Genomic DNA, 16783 nt, shown 5'->3' with positions numbered 1-16783 from the left:
AGGGCCTACAGGCTGACCGGGGCCGAGGACTTGACAGGCTAACAGCGTTCGCCTACGGTCTGGCTAACATAGTTAGCCTCCCGAGGAGGGGCCCGATGGCCAAGCAGCTCCACGCCCAGGTCGACATCCAGGCCACCCCCGAACGGGTCTGGCACGTCCTCACCGACTTCGCCGCCTACCCCGAGTGGAACCCGTTCCTGGCCAAGGCCAGCGGCACCGCCCGCCGCGGTGAGCGCCTGACCATCCGGATGCAGCCCGTCGGCAGCCGCGGCATGACCATGCGGCCCACCGTGCTGGAGGCCGACCCCGGCCGGCAGCTGCGCTGGATCGGCCATCTGCTGGTGTCCGGGGTCTTCGACGGCGAGCACCGCTTCACCATCGAGCCGCTCGGCCAGGGCCGGGTCCGCCTGGTCCAGCAGGAGCAGTTCCGCGGGCTGCTCGTGCCCCTCATGGCCAGGTCCTTGGACCGCCATACTCTGCCCGCCTTCGAGCAGATGAACCAGGCTCTCAAGCGCCGCGCCGAGCAACCCCGGTCATGAGGCCCATACCCGCGACCCGCCAGCACGCACTCCGCAGGGGTTCAAGCGTGGCTGAGCCGCTCACCCCGCGCGCCCGCCAGGTCGTCGCGGCCGCCCGGGAGCTGCTCGAACAGGAGGGGGCGGCGGCCCTGACGATGCGCCGGCTCGCCGACCGGCTCGGCATCCGCGCCCCCTCCCTGTACAAGCACCTGCCCGACAAGGCCGCGCTCGAGGCCGCCATCATCGCGACCGGGCTTGAGGACGTGGCCGCCACCCTTGAGGCGGCCCTCGACGCGGCCCTGGGCGCCGAGGCCGAGCCGCTGGCCGCCCTGGCCGCCGCCTACCGCGCCTTCGCGCTCGCCCACCCCCACCTGTACCGGTTGATGACCGACCAGCCGCTCCCCCGCGACCGCCTGCCCGCGGGTGTCGAGGACCGCGCCGCCGCGCCGCTGCTCCGGGCCGCCGGGAGCTTGGCGCGCGCGCGGGCTGTCTGGGCGTTCGCCCACGGCATGGTCATGCTCGAGCTGACCGACCGCTTCCCGCCTGGTGCGGACCTCGACGCCGCCTGGCAGGAGGGGATCACCGCCTTCCAGGCCCGCGCGAGGGCGCACTCCCGCGAGCCGCTGGCCGCCACGCGGCCTCGCTGACGACTCCGCCACGGGCCAGGCCGACCACTCGCGACGAGGCCTCGCTGACCACTCGCGACGCACCTTCCCGACCACTCGCGACGCGGACCACTCGCGACGGGCCCGCTGACCATTCGCGCGACGCGGACCACCCGCGACGGGGCCTCGCTGACGACTCAGCCGACGATCAGGACCTCGAGGGTGCGGGGGCCGTGCACGCCCTCGACCCGGTTGAGCTCGATGTCGGAGGTTGCCGACGGGCCGGACACGAAGGTGATCGGGCGGTGCTCTGTGGCTGCGGACCCGCCCAGGGCGGCGACCGCCTCGGGCACCGAGCCCACGATCTGCCCCTCCTCGACCACGCACAGGTGGTAGTCGGGCAGCAGGGTGATCGCACGCCGGCCCTGCCGGGGGCCGCCGTCGAGCACGATCGTGCCGGTGTCGGCGATGCCGAGCACGCAGCCGGTCAGCACGCCGTCGGCGGCGTCCAGCACCTCGTTGGCGAGCTGCCCGTCCACCAGCAGCTCGGCGTCGGCCGGCCGCCATGCCTCGGGCAGGTCCTCGGGCACCACCAGCCGCCGCACCTGCCTGGCCTGGCAGGCGCGGGCGAGCGCCCCGGGCAGCTCGGCCGCGGCGACCCGGTGCACGGTGGCCTTGTAGTCGGCCACCCGCTCGGCGAAGCGGGCCACCCGCTCCCCCGGCTCCCCCGCGCCGCCGGTGCGGTAGCCGCGCTCCACCGGCACGTCCTCGGGACGCTCGTCGTCGGGGACGTCGGCCAGGGCCGACCGTACGCGCTGCAGGATCTCCTCCCGCGCAGTGGTCACCAGGAACGCCTTTCCGTGTGCAGGGGTGGGGTCATCGGCGGCTGCGCCACCAGTCCCGGAACGTCTGGGCGGGGATCGCGGGCGCGTCGCGCATCTCGGTCCAGCCCGACAGGGCCGCGGGCAGGCGCCGGATCCGGCCCGAGCGGGCCAGGGGGAGCTGCCCGACCCGGGCCAGCTTCTGGGCCAGCTCGTACCGGCGCCGGTCGGCGAAGACCCACGCCATCGCCTCCATCGCCGCCGCCTCCGGGCCAGGCAGCCGGCGGGCCGCACGCTTGTGCTCGACGACCGCGGCGCGCAGGTGGACCAGGACCTCGGGGATGTCGATCTTGACCGGGCAGACCTCGTAGCACGCGCCGCACAGGGTGGAGGCGTACGGCAGCGTGCCGGCCCGGTCCAGCCCCTCGAGCTGCGGGGTGAGGATCGCGCCGATCGGCCCCGGGTACACCGAGCCGTAGGCGTGGCCACCGGTGCGCTCGTACACCGGGCAGACGTTCAGGCAGGCCGAGCAGCGGATGCAGTTGAGCGTCTGGCGGCCGACCGGGTCGGCCAGCACCCGGGAGCGGCCGTTGTCGAGCAGCACGAGGTGGAACTCGCCCGGCCCGTCGCCGCGGTGGACGCCGGTCCAGAACGAGGTGTACGGGTTCATCCGCTCACCGGTCGAGGAGCGCGGCAGGAGCTGGAGGAACACCTCGAAGTCGCGCCAGGTGGGGATGAGCTTCTCGATGCCCATCACGCTGACCAGCACCTCGGGCAGGGTCAGGCACATGCGGCCGTTGCCCTCGGACTCTACCACGCACACGGTGCCGGTCTCGGCCACCGCGAAGTTGACCCCGCTGATCCCGACCTTGGCGCCCAGGAACCGCTTGCGCAGGTGGAGCCGGGCCGCCTCGGCCAGCGCGGCGGGCTCGTCGGTGAGCCCGCTGGTGTCGACGTCGAGGGTGCGCTGGAACAGCTCGCGGATCTCGGCCCGGTTCTTGTGGATGGCGGGCACCAGGATGTGGGAGGACGCGTCCTCGCCGAGCTGCACGATCAGCTCGGCCAGGTCGGTCTCCCAGGCGTCGATGCCCTCGGCCGCGAGCGCCTCGTTGAGCTTGGTCTCGTCGGTGGTGAGCGACTTGACCTTGACCACCTCGGTCTGGCCGTGCGCCTTGACCACGTCGGCCACGACACGGTTGCACTCCTCGGCGTCCCGCGCCCAGTGCACCACCCCGCCGGCGCGCCGCACGCTCGCCTCGAGCTCCTCGAGGTAGGTGTCGAGGTGGCGCAGCACCCGCTCCTTGATCGCGCGCCCTGCCTCGCGCAGCTCCTGCCAGTCGGGCAGCTCGCCGACGACCGCGGCGCGCTTGCGCCGGATGGTGGCGGTGGCGTGCCCGAGGTTGCGGCGGAGCTGGGTGTCGGCGAGCGCCAGCCGGGCCGCCTCCGGGAACTTCCAGGGCCGGCCCTGGTGGGCGTCCCCGGGGTGGGCGCGCCGGTCGGCCGGGGACGGGGACGCGCCCGGGGACGGGGACGCGGTCACGTGCGCGGGTCCTCCTCGGTGGCGGCCAGGATCTCGGCCAGGTGGACGGCGCGGACCCCGGTGCGCTGGCGGGACAGGGCCCCGCCGATGTGCATGAGGCAGGAGTTGTCGCCCGCGGTGCACACCTCGGCCCGGGTGTCGAGCACGTGGCGGAGCTTGTCGGAGAGCATCGCCATGGAGGTGTCGGCGTTCTTGACCGCGAACGTGCCACCGAAGCCGCAGCACTCCTGGCTCTCCGCAAGCTCGACGAGGTCGATGCCGCGGACCGCGCGCAGCAGCCGCAGGGGCGCGTCCCCCACCCGGAGCACGCGCAGGGAGTGGCAGGTTGGGTGGTAGGTGACCCGGTGGGGGTAGTAGGCGCCTACGTCGGTGATGCCGAGCCGGCGGACCAGGAACTCCGACAGCTCGAAGACCCGGGGGGCGAGGTCGGCCGCCCGCCCGGCCAGGACGCGGTCCCCGGTGTCCTCGGCGAGCTTGGGGTACAGCTCCCGGACCATGCCGGCGCAGGAGCCGGACGGGGTCACCACCGCCTCGTAGCCGGCGAACACGTCGACGAAGCGGCGCGCCAGCGGCGCGGCCTCACGCTGGTAGCCGGTGTTGTAGTGCATCTGGCCGCAGCAGGTCTGCTCGTCCGGGAACTCGACCTGGTGGCCGAGGCGCTCGAGCAGCCGGACGACCGCCTTCCCGGTCTCGGGAAACATCGTGTCGTTGAAGCATGTGACGAACAGGGCGACACGCACGCCGGGCGACTCCTCGCGGCCGGGGGCTGCGGGCAGGGTCCTGCGAGTCTTCGCCACCGGGCAGCCGCCGTCAACCCGGCCGGGCGCCGGCTGCGTGCGCTCCAGGCGGTGCGGTGCCCGGGGTCCACCTCGTCCAGCACGTGCATTGTTCCCGTGGCGCCGGCGTGGCAGCGCGGCGCCTGCCACTACGCCCGGGTCAGGCCACGCTGACCAGCAGCCACACCAGGGCGTAGTGGCAGGCGCCGGCGGCGATGGTGAAGGCGTGCCAGACCTCGTGGTAGCCGAAGACCTTGGGGTTGGGGTCCGGGCGCTGCCTGCCCAGCACCACCGCGCCCACGGTGTAGAAGATGCCGCCCGCGACCAGCAGCGTCAGCTTGGCGATGCCGAGCCTGCCGGCCAGCCACGGCAGGGTCACCAGCCCCAGCCAGCCGAGGGTCAGGTACAGCGTGATCCCGACGATGCGGATGCGGTGCCACAGGATCACCACGACGATCCCGCCGATGGCAGCTGCCCACACCCCGACGAGGACGGTCAGCCCCCACGGCCCGCCCAGCGCGAGCACCGCGAACGGCGTCCAGCTCCCGGCGATCAGCACGTAGATCATGGCGTGGTCGGCCTGGTCCATGCGCCGGTGCACCGCGTCCGACCAGCGCCCCAGGTGGAACGCGGCGCTGGTGCCGTACAGGCCGGCCAGGCTGAGCGCGTAGACCGCGGCAGCGAGCCGGGCCGGGCCGGTCCGGGCGGCCAGCACGAGCGCGAGCCCGGCCGGGACCGACGCGACGAACGCGACCTGGTGCAGCCGGCCGCGCAGCAACGGCTTGGCCGGCGCCCCCCGTGAGTCGGTCATGCCACCAGTATGGGGCGCCGCCCGCCGTCCGTCACCAGTCTTGGCGCCTGGGTCGCCGAGGCCTACCGCGTGGGCGAGCAGCGCCACCTCGGCAGCGGCTCGGGCCGACCGTAGACGCCACCCGGTCACCCCGGTCACCCTGGGAGCCCGGCGGTGAACCAGCGCCGGGCGGGGCGGGTGTGGATTCCGGATGCGGGAGCTGCCATGTTCGTCCGTGCCCAGCGGCGTGCGCGTTGGTCTGCGGCTGCCGGCCAGGCGCGATGGGTACCGGCTCGGCACTGGTCGAGGAGCGACATGGCTGCTGACCCATTGGCTGACCGTCAGGCCTTGGTCGACGTGATCAACGTGGGGCTGCTGTGGCATTGCGTCTGCGCGATCACTCGGCTCGAGGTTCCCGAGCGGCTGGCGGCCGGGCCACTGCCGGTGTCGGAGCTGGCCGCAGCCGTCGGCGCCCACGAGGAAGCGCTGCACCGGGTGCTGCGGCTGCTCGGCGACCATCAGATCGTGGCCGTCGAGCAAGACCGGGTCGGCCTCACCGGCCGAGGACGGCTGCTGTGCCGGGACCATCCGTTGTCGCTGCAGGCCGCCTTCGCCACGGTCGGGCCCCCAGACGTCGCCCATGCACTGACCGACACGCTGCGGACCGGCCAGCCGGCCGCGCCGACGGTGCTCGGCGCGCCGTACTGGGAGTACCTGGCCGCGCACCCAGAGCAGCAAGCGCTGTTCGACGAGGGGATGCAGCAGCGGGCACCGCTGCTGTCGCTTGCCTGCGTGCCGGTGCTGGACTGGCCCTCAACAGGCACGGTCGCCGACATCGCCGGCGGTGTCGGCACCCTGATGGCTGCCGTGCTCCAGGCCGCGCCGGGCGCCCAGGGGATCGTTGTGGACCAGCCGCATGTGCTCGAGCGCGCGCGGCTGTTCCTGGAGCGCCAGGGAGTCGGCGACCGCTGCGTGCTGCACCCCGGGGACCTGTTCGCACCCCCACCCCCGGCCGACCTGTACCTGCTGGCCAGCGTGCTGCACGACTGGGACGACGACAGCGCGGCACAGATCCTTGCCGCGCTCGGCCGCGGCGCCACCCGGTCCACTCGCCTGCGGGTGTTCGAGATGCTGCTGCCAGACGACGCCACACCGCACCGTGCCAAGATGAGCGACGTCTTGATGCTGCTGCTGTTCGACGGCGGCCGCGAGCGCACCGCCGGCGAGTTCCGGCGCCTGTTGGAGCGCACCGGCTGGCGGTTCGAGCGGGTGGTGCCCAGTCCCGGGCCGATGAGCGTCATCGAGGCGAGCCGTCCAGCTACCGGTCAGGGGTCCCCTTAGGGGTCTCCGTTTGGACCACATGACAGCCGGCACGCCTCCTGGCTGATGCGCGGCTGCGCCGGCGCACCGCCGACCCCGGTCTGGTCGACCATCCGGGGGATCCAGGTCAGCGCCAGGCGGCTACCAGAGGCGGGAAGGTCCCGGCGAGCTGGGCGCTACGATCGAGTCTGACGCTCCGCGACGGATGCCAGGCGTGCGATAGTCCGCACAGCGTCATTGGTCGCCACGGCAGCGCGGGGACCGGTCGTCGCGGTGGACCGTCTGCCCTCAGAGCGAGGAGGCCAGCGTGACCGAGGAGCAGCCGCGAGCCGGGCCAACGGCTCGCCGGATGCTGCTTGGCGCCCAGCTCCGCCGGCTCCGGACCGAGGCCGGCATCTCCCGCGAGGACGCCGGCGAGGCGATCCGGGCGTCGGAGTGGAAGATCCAACGGCTGGAGAACGGCCAGGTCGGCTACAAGGAACGCGATGTCACCGACCTGGTCACCCTCTACGGCGTGACCGACCCGGTCGAGATCGCCACGTTCATCACCATGGCCCGCGAGGCCAACATGCCCGGCTGGTGGAACGCCTACAGCGACGTGCTGCCGCAGTGGTTCCGGGCTTATGTGGACCTGGAGGCCGTCGCGGCGCAGATTCGTACCTACGAGGGCCAGTTCGTCCCCGGCCTGCTGCAGACCGAGGACTACATGCGCGCGGTGATGCGGGGCGCGCAGCTGGGCGACTCGCCAGAGGAGCTGGAACGGCGGGTCAGGCTGCGGCTGACCCGGCAGCGGCTGCTCGCCCAGGACGACGGCCCGCGGCTGTGGGCGGTGGTGGACGAGGCGGCGCTGCGCCGGCCGGTCGGCGGCCGGAAGGTGCTGTGCGCCCAGATCGAGCGGCTCGTCGACGCGAGCAGACTGCCGAGCGTCACCCTGCAGGTCCTGCCGTTCAGCGCCGGCGCCCACGCGGCCATGGTGGGCGCGTTCAGCATCCTGCGATTTGCTGACCAGGAGCTCCCAGATGTGGTGTACCTCGAGCATGCCACCAACGCCCTGTACCTGGACAAGCCCGAGGACGTCGCGCAGTACGCGCACATCATGTCGAGCATCGGTGTGTATGGCGCACCACCCGAGCAGACCGCGGAGATCCTCAGCGAGCTTCTGCACGACCAGGACTACTCTCGGTGAGCAGCCGCACGACGCAGTCCCCACGCCTGGGTCCGGATCGCGAGTGCAGGTCGACGGCTCAAGCCTGCGGGGCCGACCCGGGCCAGGACAGGGTGACGAGCGAGCGTGCACCCCGGTCGGCGCGCACGCCGAGCCCGGTCTCGGCCCGGAACGGCGCCAGCGCCTCGGCCACCTCCGGCTCGCGCTCGGCGGGCAGGCAGAGGCGGCGGCGGGTGAAGGCGACCAGGTCCTCCCAGCGCTCGAAGCCGGTCCGGGGGGCGCCCGGCCCGTCCTCGCGCTGGACCTCGAGCCCGAGGGCACGCAGGGCGGCCTCGGCGTCGCCGGCGGTCGGCCCGGCCGGGCGGTCCAGGCCGTGGAAGCGACGCCACAAGGGCCCGATCTCGACCAGCGGGTGCCGGTCGGTCAGCTCCACCACCACCCGGTGGCGCGCGTGGCCGGTCAGGGCGGCCACGAACGGCGCCAGGTCGGCCACGTTGTACAGGACGTGGTGGCAGACCACCACGTCGGCCGGAGTCACCTGGCCGGCCACGTCGGGCCAGCGTCCCTCCACGGTCGCGGCCGGCACCCCGGCGGCACTGGCCGCAGCCAGGAACGCCTCGAGCATCGGGGCCGACTCGTCCACGGCCACGATCCGGCCGGCGGCCCGGGCCAGGGGCAGGCTGGCCGCTCCCCCGCCCGCGCCCACGTCGAGCACGGTCCCGCCGGCCGGCAGCCAGCGGGCCGCCTCCCGGTCCGAGGTGGTCGGCTCCCGGGCGCCCGCCTGCTCGGCCCGTGCCCGGAACAGCCCGACCGGGAACCCCCAAGGCGACTCCGGAGCGCGGGCCAGGATCTCATCCGGGATCGCCCAGGCCTCGAGCTGGGCCCGCCAGGCTTGGACCGGGTCGGCCGGGCCGGATGCGGCCGCGCCGGAGGAGGCCGGGCCGGATGCGGCCGGGCCGGGGGGTTGAGGCTGCATGCCGGCATTCTCTGCCACGAGGCGGCCCGCTGTCGCGGGCCCGTAGGATGCTCGGGTCCGGCGCGCGCCGCCTTAGGTCGGCGCCCGCTCGTGGTCCGCGCCGGCCGTAGGTCAGCGTCCGGCCGTAGGTCAGCGTCCGGCCGGCTCGTCGAACAGGGCCAGGCGGTGGGCGACCGCGGCCGCCTCGACCCGGCTCGCCACGCCCAGCTTGGCCAGGATGTTGGACACGTGGACGCTGGCCGTCTTGGCGCTGATGAACAGCGCCTCGGCGATCTGGCTGTTGCTGCGGCCGTCGGCGACCAGCTGGAGCACCTCCAGCTCGCGCGGGGTCAGGCCGAGCTCGCCGGCCAGGCCCGTGGTGTCGGGCTCGGCGGCGGCGGCCTGGTCCGGTCGGGCGGGCCTGGGCGCCAGGTCGATCCGGCTGCGCCGGGCGAGCCGCTCGACCTCGGTGCGGAGCGGCGCGGCACCGAGCCGGGCAGCGGTGGCGTGGGCCTCCCGGACCGCCCGCTCGGCCTGCTCGCGGTCCAGCCGCGCGCCGAGGAACGCCTCGGCCAGCCGCCAGCGGGCGTACGCACCCGGGTAGGGCTGCATGGCCTTGTCCCAGGCGTCGGCAACGGCCTGCCAGCGGCCCGGGTCGGAGGTGCCCTCGACCCGGGTCCACTCCGCCTCGCAGGTGGCCAGCAGCGCGTCGGCCTCCGCGCTGGTCCCGCCGGGCAGCGTGCGGGCGCCCTCCAGCAGGCCGGCGGCGACCCGGCGGGCGTCCTCGGCCTCGGCGGCGGCCCGCCGGGCCCGGGCCCGGTCGGCCCGGTCCGCCTCGGCCGCCAGGCCGACCGGGTAGAGCGGGCGCGCGTGCCGCCACCCGTCCACGGCCAGGGTGAGCGACAGGCCCTCGGCCACCGCCGCCCGCGCGTCGTCGTGGCGCCCCTGCCAGACCGCGGTCTCGGCCAGCCCCTGGAAGATCGGGCCGGTGATCTGGGCGCCCGCGTGGGTGCGGCCGAACAGGCGCCGGGCGGTGCCGAGGTGCTCGAGGGCGGGCTCGAAGTGCCCCCGGCGCAGCTCCAGCGCGGCCCGGGTGAGGTGGAGCAGGCTCGCGTTGTGCCCGGAGACGTTGACGTCCAGGCTGGCCCGCAGGTGGCGGTCGGCCTCGTCCCAGCGGCCGAGCTTGGCCAGCGCGCTGGCGGCGTCGGCGACCAGGTGGGCGCAGATGGCGCGCTCGAGGCCGTGCTCGCGGGCGACCTCGACGCCTTCCAGGGCGGTCGCCGCCGCCTGCTCGAGGTCACCGACCAGGTCGAGGACGTCGGTGAGGTTGGCGTAGGCGCGCACGGCCTCGTCGACCGGGTGCTGCTCGTCGTCGTGGAGCGACATGGCGACCCGCCGCGCCTCCCGGAGGTGGGCGAGGCCGGTCTGGGTGTCGCCGAGGTGGGCGAGCACCACCCCGAGGGTGTCCATGGCATGGACCTCGACGGCCCGGTCGCCCACCGAGCGCGCGATCGCGATCGCCTCCTCGCAGACGGCCCGGGACTCCTCCCAGAGCGGCTTGAGCATGAGCGCCTGGCCCAGGGCTGCCAGCACCTGGGCCCGCTCGGGCGTGGGCGGGTCGGGCGGGACGAGCCGGACCGCCTCTTTGAGGGTCGCGAACGCGCCTTCCTTGCCGGCGTTGCGCAGGAAGTGGCCCAGGCGGGAGGTGATCACACCGGCCCGGAGCGGGTCGGCGGCCGGGTCGGCGGCGTCGATCGCGGCCCGCAGCAGCGCGATGGCCCGGTCCTGCTCGCCGGTCCGGTAGGCCGCCTCGCCGGCGTGCCAGAGCAGCTTGGCCCGGTCGAGCGCGAGCGTGCCGTGCACGGCGGGCACCCGCTCCCACAGCTCCAGGGCACGCTCGAACTGGCGCCTGGCCTCGGCGTTGGCGTGGACGCGCTCGGCGGCCAGGCCCGCGGTGACCGCGGCGGGCAGGGCCCGCTCCAGGTCGTGGGCGGCGTACCAGTGGTGGGCGAGCTCGGCCGCGATGGTGGCGTCGTGGCAGCTGTCGCCGCGGCTCGGCAGCGCGTCGAGCCGGGCCGCGAAGGCGGCGTGCAGCCGGCTCCGCTCGCCCGGCAGCAGGTCGCCGTAGACCGCCTCCTGCACCAGCGCGTGCCGGAAGGCGTAGGTCTCGTCGGCGTTGTCGACCACCAGCACGTGGGAGGAGACCGCCTCGCGGAGCGCCTCGAACAGCTCCGGCTCGGCCAGGCCGGCCACCGCGGCCAGCAGCCGGTGCTCGACCTCCCGGGCGGCGGCGGACGCGACCCGCAGCACGTGCTGGGTGCGGTCGGGCAGCAGCTCGATGCGGGCCATCAGGGTGTCGCGCAGCGTCGGCGGCAGCTCCCCGGCCACGCCGCAGGCGGCGGCGAGCAGCTCCTCGGTGAAGAAGGCGTTGCCCTGGCCGCGGGCGAACAGCTCGTCGACCAGCTCGGCCTCTGGCTGCCGGCCGAGGATCCCGGCCACCTGGGCGACCAGCTCGGACCGCTCGAACCGTTGCAGCTCCAGCCGCTCGACCCACCAGCTCCGGTCCAGCTCGGCCAGGAACGGCCGCAGCGGGTGGCGGCGGTGCAGCTCGTCGGTCCGGTAGGTGAGCACCAGCAGCAGCCGCCCCTGGCGCAGGTTGCGGATCAGGAACGCCAGCAGGGCTCGGGTGGAGTGGTCGGCCCAGTGCAGGTCCTCGACGACCAGCACGGCCGGCCGCTGGGCGGCGAGCCGCTCGAGCACGCCGAGCAGCAGCTCGAACAGGCGGCCCTGGCCGCTGGCGAGGTCGAGCTCGCGCGGGTCGTCGACCGGACGGGCGGGGCCCAGCTCAGGCAGCAGCCGGGCCAGCTCGACCCGGGCGTGGGCGAACCAGCGCTCGACCGCGTCGGGCTCGGTGGTCCGCAGCATGGTGCGCAGCGCCTCCACCACCGGGGCGAAGGGCACGCCTTCCTCCCCGAGACCGATGCAGCCGCCGGTGAGCACGGCCGCGCCGGCCCTCCTGGCCCGGCCGACCAGCTCGTCCACCAGGCGGGTCTTGCCGACGCCGGCCTCGCCGCCGACCGCCAGCACGACCGGGATCCCCGCGCCCGCCCGCTCGAGCGCCTCGTCGAGGTGGGCGAGCTCGCGCGTGCGCCCGATGAACGTCGGGCAGGAGAAGCGGCCGCTCATGCCGTCCAGTATGGCCTCCCCGGACATGGGTGGGCACGAGCCGGCGGGGGTGGGATCCGCCGGCTCGTGCCGGTTGGTCGCGCTGCCGGTGCCGGGCACGGTCAGGCCACGGCGCGTCCGGCTGGGTGTCGCGGCGCGACCTGAACGCGCCCGCTGGCCGAAGCGTAGCGCCGGGCCCTCCTGGCCCTGCGCCGCACGATCTTGGCAAGACCGGCCTGCTCGGCGTCCCGGCGGTACTCCGCCACCCGCTCCTGGCCCAGGAGCTCCAGCATCATGCTCTGCATCTTGGTCACCTCGTCCTGGCTCGGGTCTCGTCTGCTTCCGTGACCAGACTAGGTCTGAGGTGCCTGGGTCCGAATCGGGCGGTCGCCTTAGGTTGCCCACCCCGCCCACCTCATTGTCGGACCGGGCAGGTCCTAGCCACCTTAGGCTCGCCGTCGGCGGCCTTGGCTGTGGTCTTGGCGCGCGCTGGGCGGCCTTGGCTGTCGTCATGGGCGTTGCCGTCGACGGCGTTCGCTGTCGTTTCGGGGCGTTGCCGTCGGCGGCCTTGGCTATGTCTTGGGCGCCGTCGGCGGCCTCGCTGTCGATTCGCCCGGCGGGACGCTCCGTCGCCGTCAGCGCTGCCCGGTGAGCATCCCGACGGCGGCGGTGCCGATGGCGGCGAAGGCCAGGTCGGCCGGGAGGGGCCGGCCCACGTGGAAGCCCTGGACGGTGCCGCAACCGAGCCGGCGAAGGCCCCGGCGGCGGTCGATGCTGGCCGGCCCAGCTTGCACCGGTGACAGAACGGCGCGAGAATCTCGAAGCGTGCAGGACAGACAAGCGTGATTGGGACCACAGTGGTGCGCCGGCGAAAGGATCCGGGCATGTCCTTGGTGGATGCGGAGCTCTCCGCCGTCCGGCGGGGCTACGACCGTGGCGTCGTGACCTGGGAGGAGGTGTGCCAGCGGTTCGACGAGCTGGAGCGGCTGCTCTGGTGCACGGTGTTCCACCGGTTGCGCGGGGTGGAGCCGTGCGAGGGGCGTGTCCCCGCCAGCGGGCCAGCCGGGCGTGTCCCCGCCAGCGGGCCAGCCGTCCCGGCGACCTGAGCCGCGGTCCCGGGCGGCGAGGAGGCGGCCCGCGGTGCGCGCGGGCCGCCTCCTCCGCACTCCGCATCCCGTGCCGTGCCGGCACGGGCGCCTACGGGGCGATGAGCAGGCGGCGCAGCACCTTGCCGGAGGATGTCCTCGGCACCCGCTCGACCAGGACGAGCTGGCGGGGTGCCTTGGCCGCGGCCACGCGGTCCAGGGCGAACCCGCGCAGGTCGTCGAGGGTCGGCGGGCGGTCCGGGTCGGCCGGGACGACGAACGCGACCACGCGCTGGCCCCACTCGGGGTCGGGCAGGCCGCGCACGGCCGCGTCGGCCACCGCCGGATGGGCCGACAGGGCCCCCTCAACCTCCACCGGGTGCACGTTCACGCCGCCGCTGACGATCAGGTCGTCGCGCCGCCCCAGCACGACCAGGCGGCCGTCCGGCTCCAGCCGGCCCAGGTCGCCGGTGTGGAGCACGCCCCCGCGCAGGGCGGCCGCGGTCGCCTCAGGATCGTCCCGGTAGCGTCGCAGCACCATCTCCCCGCGCACGCCGATCTCGCCGTCGGCGGCGACCGACAGCTCCACCCCGGCCAGGGCGTGGCCGTCGTGGGCGACACCCCCGAACGTCTCGGTGAGCCCGTAGGTGCGCGTCAGCGGCACACCGGCCCCGGTCGCTGCGGCGAGCAGCCCGGCCGGGGCTGCGGCGCCGCCGAGCAGGACTCGGCGGAAGCGGCGCAGGTCGCAGCCGTCCTCGAGCAGTCGCCGGAGCATGGTCGGGACCAGCGACACCAGGGTGGCGTCAGCGGCGGCCCCGTCGACCAGGGCGACGTCGAAGCGGTCGTGGACCTCGACCGGGACCCCGGTGTGCCAGCCCCGGGCGACGATGGCGAGCCCGGCCACGCCGTGCATGGGCACGCAGGCGAGCCAGCGGTCCCCTGGGCCGGCGCCGACCGCCGCCGACACCGCCAGCGCCGACGCGCGGATCCCGGCGGCGGTCAGCTCGACCAGCTTCGGGGTCCCGGCCGTTCCCGAGGTGGCGACGACCGCGGCCACGTCGGCCTCGGCCGGGCGCCCGCCGGGCCGCCGGGCCCGGCCGTCGCCGTCGACCAGATGCGTGGGACGGGCCGCGTCGAGCAGGCGCCGGACCTCGGGGCCTGGCGCCCCGGGGTCGAGCGGCAGCACCGCCTCCCCCGCCTCCCAGGCGCTCATCACGGCCGTGGCAGCCGCCGCCCGGGGCAGGGCGACCGCCACCAGCGGGGTGTGGAGGGAGCCGGACACGAGGGCTACCCTAGCAGCCGCATCCCGACCGAGCCGACGAAGGAGCGCGAGCGCCCGTGGAGTGGCACCAGCATGGCGAGTGGAGCGACATCCGGTACGAGACCGCCGACGGCATCGCCAAGATCACCATCTGCCGTCCCGAGGTGCGCAACGCGTTCCGCCCCAGGACCCTGTTCGAGCTCTCGGCAGCGTTCGAGCTGGCCCGCAACGACCCCGGGGTCGGCGTGGTGGTGCTCACCGGCGAGGGCACCGAGGCGTTCTGCTCCGGCGGCGACCAGCGCATCCGCGGTGAGGACGGCTACGTCGGCGACGACGGCGTCGGCCGCCTCAACGTCCTGGACCTGCAGGTGCAGATCCGGCGCCTGCCCAAGCCGGTGATCGCGATGGTGGCCGGCTACGCGATCGGCGGTGGGCACGTGCTGCACCTGGTCTGCGACCTCACCGTCGCGGCCGACAACGCCCGCTTCGGCCAGACCGGCCCCAAGGTCGGGTCGTTCGACGGCGGCTACGGGGCCGGGCTGCTGGCCCGGACGGTCGGCCGCAAGAAGGCGGCCGAGATCTGGTTCCTCTGCGAGCAGTACGACGCCGAGGCGGCCCTGGCCATGGGCCTGGTCAACACCGTGGTGCCCGTGGACCGGCTCGAGGAGACCACCGTCGCCTGGTGCCGGAAGATCCTCGACAAGAGCCCGCTGTCGCTGCGGCTGCTCAAGGCGGGCCTGAACGCCGACTCCGACGGGCTCGCGGGCATCCAGCAGCTCGCCGGGGACGCCACCCTGCTCTACTACATGACCGAGGAGGCCCAGGAGGGCCGCAACGCCTTCCGCGAGAAGCGCCCGCCCGACTTCTCCAAGTTCCCCCGCCGGCCCTGACCGGCATGGACGTCTGGCTGCGGGGCGCCCGCCCGAGGACCCTGGTCGCCGCGGTGGTGCCGGTGCTGGTGGGCACGGCCGCGGCCGCCGCCGAGCGGCCGGCGGTCGCCTGGCGGGCGTTGGCCGCCCTGGTCGTCGCGCTCGGCATGCAGGTCGGGGCCAACTACGCCAACGACTACTCCGACGGCGTGCGGGGTGCCGACAGCCCGGCACGCCTGGGCCCGGCCCGGCTGGTCGCCACCGGCCTGGCAACCCCCGGCCAGGTGAAGCGGGCCGCCGGCCTGGCCTTCGCGGTGGCCATGGCGGCCGGGCTCGCCCTGGCCGTCGCGGTCGACCTGCGCCTGCTCGCGGTCGGGGTGGCCGCCGTCGCAGCCGCGGTGCTGTACACCGGCGGCCCGCGGCCCTACGGGTACGCCGGGTTCGGCGAGCTTTCGGTGCTGGTCTTCTTCGGTGTGGTGGCCACCTGCGGCTCGGCCTACGTCCAGCTCGGGCGGGTCCCGCCCGCTGCGCTGGCCGCCTCGGTGCCGGTCGGGCTGGCCGCGGTCGCCCTCCTGATCGCCAACAACATCCGCGACATCGAGGGCGACCGGCGCGCCGGCAAGCGCACCCTGGCCGTCCGCCTGGGCCGGTCCCGCTCGCGGGCGCTGTTCGTCCTGGTCGTGGCCGCGGTGTTCGTGGCCGTCGCGCTGCTCGGCCTGTCCCGCCCGCCGGTGCTGCTGGCGCTGGCCGCAGCGCCCCTGGCCCTCTCCCCTGTCCACCTGGTGCGGCGGCGCGAGGACGGCCCCGGCCTGATCGCCGCCCTGGCCGGCACCGCCCGGCTCCAGCTGGCCCTCGGCGTGCTGCTGGCCGCGGGCCTGTGGCTGTCGTGAGCCAAGGCTCCCGCCAGCCGGACTGCGGATCCCCGACCATGGCACAGGCGCTGTTGGGGGGCCGCGGCGGCGGGATCCACCCGGCCATGGCGCAGGCGCTCTTGGGGGGCCGCGGGGGGAGCGAGCTCCCCCCACATCGAACAAGGACTACGGTCAGGGGCACGCTACACCAGAGCGAGTTCCCCCACATCGAGCGAGACTACACGCCACGCCAGAGCGAGCTCCCCCACACTGACCGAGGACTACCGGTCGATGTGCTCGCCCATGAACCTCTCGACCAGCTCGCCGACCTTGTCGGGGCGCTCGAGGTGGGCGGCGTGACCGGCCCCGGGAACCAGGGCGGTGCGGGCGCGCGGGCCGATCGCGGCCGCTATCTGCCCGGCCAGGGCGGCGAACTTGGCGTCCAGGGCCCCGGCGAGAAGCAGGGCCGGCGGGCGGAGGGTGGCCAGCCGGTCCCAGAGCGGCTCCTGGCTGCCGGTGCCGAGCAGGCGCAGGGCGGCGGCCAGGCCCTCGGCGGTGTTGGCCAGCCGGGCGGCCCGCCCGGCCCGCTCCGCGGGCAGGGTGGCGAACAGCGGCCCAGCCAGCCAGCGGTCGAGGAACGCCTCGACCCCGTCGCGCTCGATCCGGGCGGCCAGGGTCTCGTCGGCGGCCCGGCGCTCGGCCCGGGCGGCAGGGTCCTGGATGCCGGGCGAGGCGCCCACCAGGACCAGCGCCCGGACCAGGTCGGGCCGGTCCAGGGCCAGGCGCAGGCAGACGCGCCCCCCGAGCGAGTAGCCGGCGTAGGCGGCCCGCCCTCCGGCCTGGCCGAGCAGGCGGGCGGCGCCGGTCAGGTCGGCCCGGGCCGCGCCCGAGCCGCCGTGGCCGGGCAGGTCGGCGCGGACCACCTGCCAGCGCGGGCGCAGGCGCGCGGCCAGCGGCTCCCAGGAGGCAAGGGTCTGGGTGAAGCCGTGGGCGAGGACGACCCGCGGGCCCGTCCCCTCGACGGTGCGGTGCAGCACCTGGGGATGGTAGCCCGCCCCGGGC

The 16783-nt window shown here is 75.1% G+C and carries 17 protein-coding genes; 7 read left to right on the top strand and 10 right to left on the bottom strand.

Going from position 1 to position 16783, the window contains the following annotated elements; all coding sequences use genetic code 11:
- The first annotated feature begins 95 nt into the window (after positions 1-95).
- Positions 96-539 carry an SRPBCC domain-containing protein gene (locus tag VG276_18600; GenBank protein ID HEV8651344.1) on the top strand — a complete coding sequence of 148 codons (444 nt, stop codon included), beginning with the start codon at positions 96-98 and terminating at the stop codon, positions 537-539.
- Between the two features lie 47 nt (positions 540-586).
- Positions 587-1165 (top strand): TetR/AcrR family transcriptional regulator, encoded by a 579-nt coding sequence (locus tag VG276_18595; GenBank protein ID HEV8651343.1) that lies wholly within the window; start codon positions 587-589, stop codon positions 1163-1165.
- A 155-nt stretch (positions 1166-1320) separates the two neighbouring features.
- On the opposite strand, the gene VG276_18590 is transcribed toward VG276_18595, so the two are convergent.
- From VG276_18590 to VG276_18575, 4 genes are all read right to left on the bottom strand, one after another.
- Positions 1321-1968 (bottom strand): lactate utilization protein C, encoded by a 648-nt coding sequence (locus VG276_18590; GenBank protein HEV8651342.1) that lies wholly within the window; start codon positions 1966-1968, stop codon positions 1321-1323.
- A gap of 31 nt (positions 1969-1999) precedes the next feature.
- Entirely contained in the window at positions 2000-3376 is a 1377-nt protein-coding gene (locus tag VG276_18585; GenBank protein ID HEV8651341.1) for a LutB/LldF family L-lactate oxidation iron-sulfur protein, read from the bottom strand.
- Between the two features lie 104 nt (positions 3377-3480).
- The gene (locus VG276_18580; GenBank protein ID HEV8651340.1) at positions 3481-4224 is read right to left on the bottom strand and encodes a (Fe-S)-binding protein; all 744 of its coding nucleotides are present in this window, start codon (positions 4222-4224) and stop codon (positions 3481-3483) included.
- A 196-nt stretch (positions 4225-4420) separates the two neighbouring features.
- Positions 4421-5200 carry a hemolysin III family protein gene (locus VG276_18575; protein ID HEV8651339.1) on the bottom strand — a complete coding sequence of 260 codons (780 nt, stop codon included), beginning with the start codon at positions 5198-5200 and terminating at the stop codon, positions 4421-4423.
- A gap of 165 nt (positions 5201-5365) precedes the next feature.
- Here VG276_18575 and VG276_18570 point away from each other — a divergent pair, with 165 nt between their 5' ends.
- Together VG276_18570 and VG276_18565 are read left to right on the top strand one after the other, a co-directional pair.
- On the top strand, positions 5366-6391 hold the full coding sequence (locus VG276_18570; protein HEV8651338.1) for a methyltransferase: 1026 nt from the start codon (positions 5366-5368) through the stop codon (positions 6389-6391).
- A 328-nt stretch (positions 6392-6719) separates the two neighbouring features.
- Entirely contained in the window at positions 6720-7556 is an 837-nt protein-coding gene (locus tag VG276_18565) for a helix-turn-helix transcriptional regulator (GenBank protein ID HEV8651337.1), read from the top strand.
- Positions 7557-7614: 58 nt separating this feature from the next.
- Here the strand turns inward: VG276_18565 and VG276_18560 are convergent, their stop codons facing one another.
- From VG276_18560 to VG276_18545, 4 genes are all read right to left on the bottom strand, one after another.
- Positions 7615-8511, bottom strand: a complete 897-nt coding sequence (locus tag VG276_18560) for a methyltransferase domain-containing protein (GenBank protein ID HEV8651336.1) — start codon at positions 8509-8511, stop codon at positions 7615-7617.
- A gap of 129 nt (positions 8512-8640) precedes the next feature.
- Positions 8641-11703 carry an AAA family ATPase gene (locus VG276_18555; GenBank protein HEV8651335.1) on the bottom strand — a complete coding sequence of 1021 codons (3063 nt, stop codon included), beginning with the start codon at positions 11701-11703 and terminating at the stop codon, positions 8641-8643.
- A 74-nt stretch (positions 11704-11777) separates the two neighbouring features.
- Positions 11778-11951, bottom strand: coding sequence for a hypothetical protein (locus VG276_18550; GenBank protein ID HEV8651334.1), 174 nt, complete (start codon positions 11949-11951; stop codon positions 11778-11780).
- Between the two features lie 339 nt (positions 11952-12290).
- A complete protein-coding gene (locus VG276_18545; protein HEV8651333.1) occupies positions 12291-12449 on the bottom strand; it encodes a hypothetical protein in 159 nt (52 codons plus the stop codon).
- 90 nt (positions 12450-12539) lie between these two features.
- Between VG276_18545 and VG276_18540 the strand changes: the two genes are divergently transcribed.
- Positions 12540-12761: a hypothetical protein gene (locus tag VG276_18540; protein HEV8651332.1), complete on the top strand. Its 222-nt coding sequence runs from the start codon at positions 12540-12542 to the stop codon at positions 12759-12761.
- A 91-nt stretch (positions 12762-12852) separates the two neighbouring features.
- Here the strand turns inward: VG276_18540 and VG276_18535 are convergent, their stop codons facing one another.
- The gene (locus tag VG276_18535) at positions 12853-14022 is read right to left on the bottom strand and encodes an AMP-binding protein (protein HEV8651331.1); all 1170 of its coding nucleotides are present in this window, start codon (positions 14020-14022) and stop codon (positions 12853-12855) included.
- 56 nt (positions 14023-14078) lie between these two features.
- Between VG276_18535 and menB the strand changes: the two genes are divergently transcribed.
- Entirely contained in the window at positions 14079-14891 is an 813-nt protein-coding gene (menB, locus tag VG276_18530; protein HEV8651330.1) for a 1,4-dihydroxy-2-naphthoyl-CoA synthase, read from the top strand.
- Between the two features lie 5 nt (positions 14892-14896).
- Positions 14897-15760, top strand: a complete 864-nt coding sequence (locus tag VG276_18525) for a 1,4-dihydroxy-2-naphthoate polyprenyltransferase (protein HEV8651329.1) — start codon at positions 14897-14899, stop codon at positions 15758-15760.
- Positions 15761-16002: 242 nt separating this feature from the next.
- Here VG276_18525 and VG276_18520 read toward each other — a convergent pair whose 3' ends face one another.
- Positions 16003-16758, bottom strand: a complete 756-nt coding sequence (locus VG276_18520) for an alpha/beta fold hydrolase (protein HEV8651328.1) — start codon at positions 16756-16758, stop codon at positions 16003-16005.
- Between the last annotated feature and the right edge of the window lie 25 nt (positions 16759-16783).

It is taken from the genome of Actinomycetes bacterium (genome assembly GCA_036000965.1).
In the GTDB taxonomy this organism is placed as follows: Bacteria; Actinomycetota; CALGFH01; order CALGFH01; family CALGFH01; genus DASYUT01.
This window is presented reverse-complemented; position numbering and strand designations above follow the sequence as displayed.

Excerpts from the sequence above, each read along its gene's own strand:
- VG276_18600 (HEV8651344.1), top strand. The coding sequence starts at position 96 with ATGGCCAAGCAGCTCCACGCCCAGGTCGACATCCAGGCCACCCCCGAA.
- VG276_18560 (HEV8651336.1), bottom strand. The coding sequence starts at position 8,511 with ATGCAGCCTCAACCCCCCGGCCCGGCCGCATCCGGCCCGGCCTCCTCC.
- VG276_18525 (HEV8651329.1), top strand. The coding sequence starts at position 14,897 with ATGGACGTCTGGCTGCGGGGCGCCCGCCCGAGGACCCTGGTCGCCGCG.
- VG276_18565 (HEV8651337.1), top strand. The coding sequence starts at position 6,720 with ATGCTGCTTGGCGCCCAGCTCCGCCGGCTCCGGACCGAGGCCGGCATC.
- VG276_18570 (HEV8651338.1), top strand. The coding sequence starts at position 5,366 with ATGGCTGCTGACCCATTGGCTGACCGTCAGGCCTTGGTCGACGTGATC.
- VG276_18555 (HEV8651335.1), bottom strand. The coding sequence starts at position 11,703 with ATGTCCGGGGAGGCCATACTGGACGGCATGAGCGGCCGCTTCTCCTGC.
- VG276_18550 (HEV8651334.1), bottom strand. The coding sequence starts at position 11,951 with ATGATGCTGGAGCTCCTGGGCCAGGAGCGGGTGGCGGAGTACCGCCGG.
- VG276_18540 (HEV8651332.1), top strand. The coding sequence starts at position 12,540 with ATGTCCTTGGTGGATGCGGAGCTCTCCGCCGTCCGGCGGGGCTACGAC.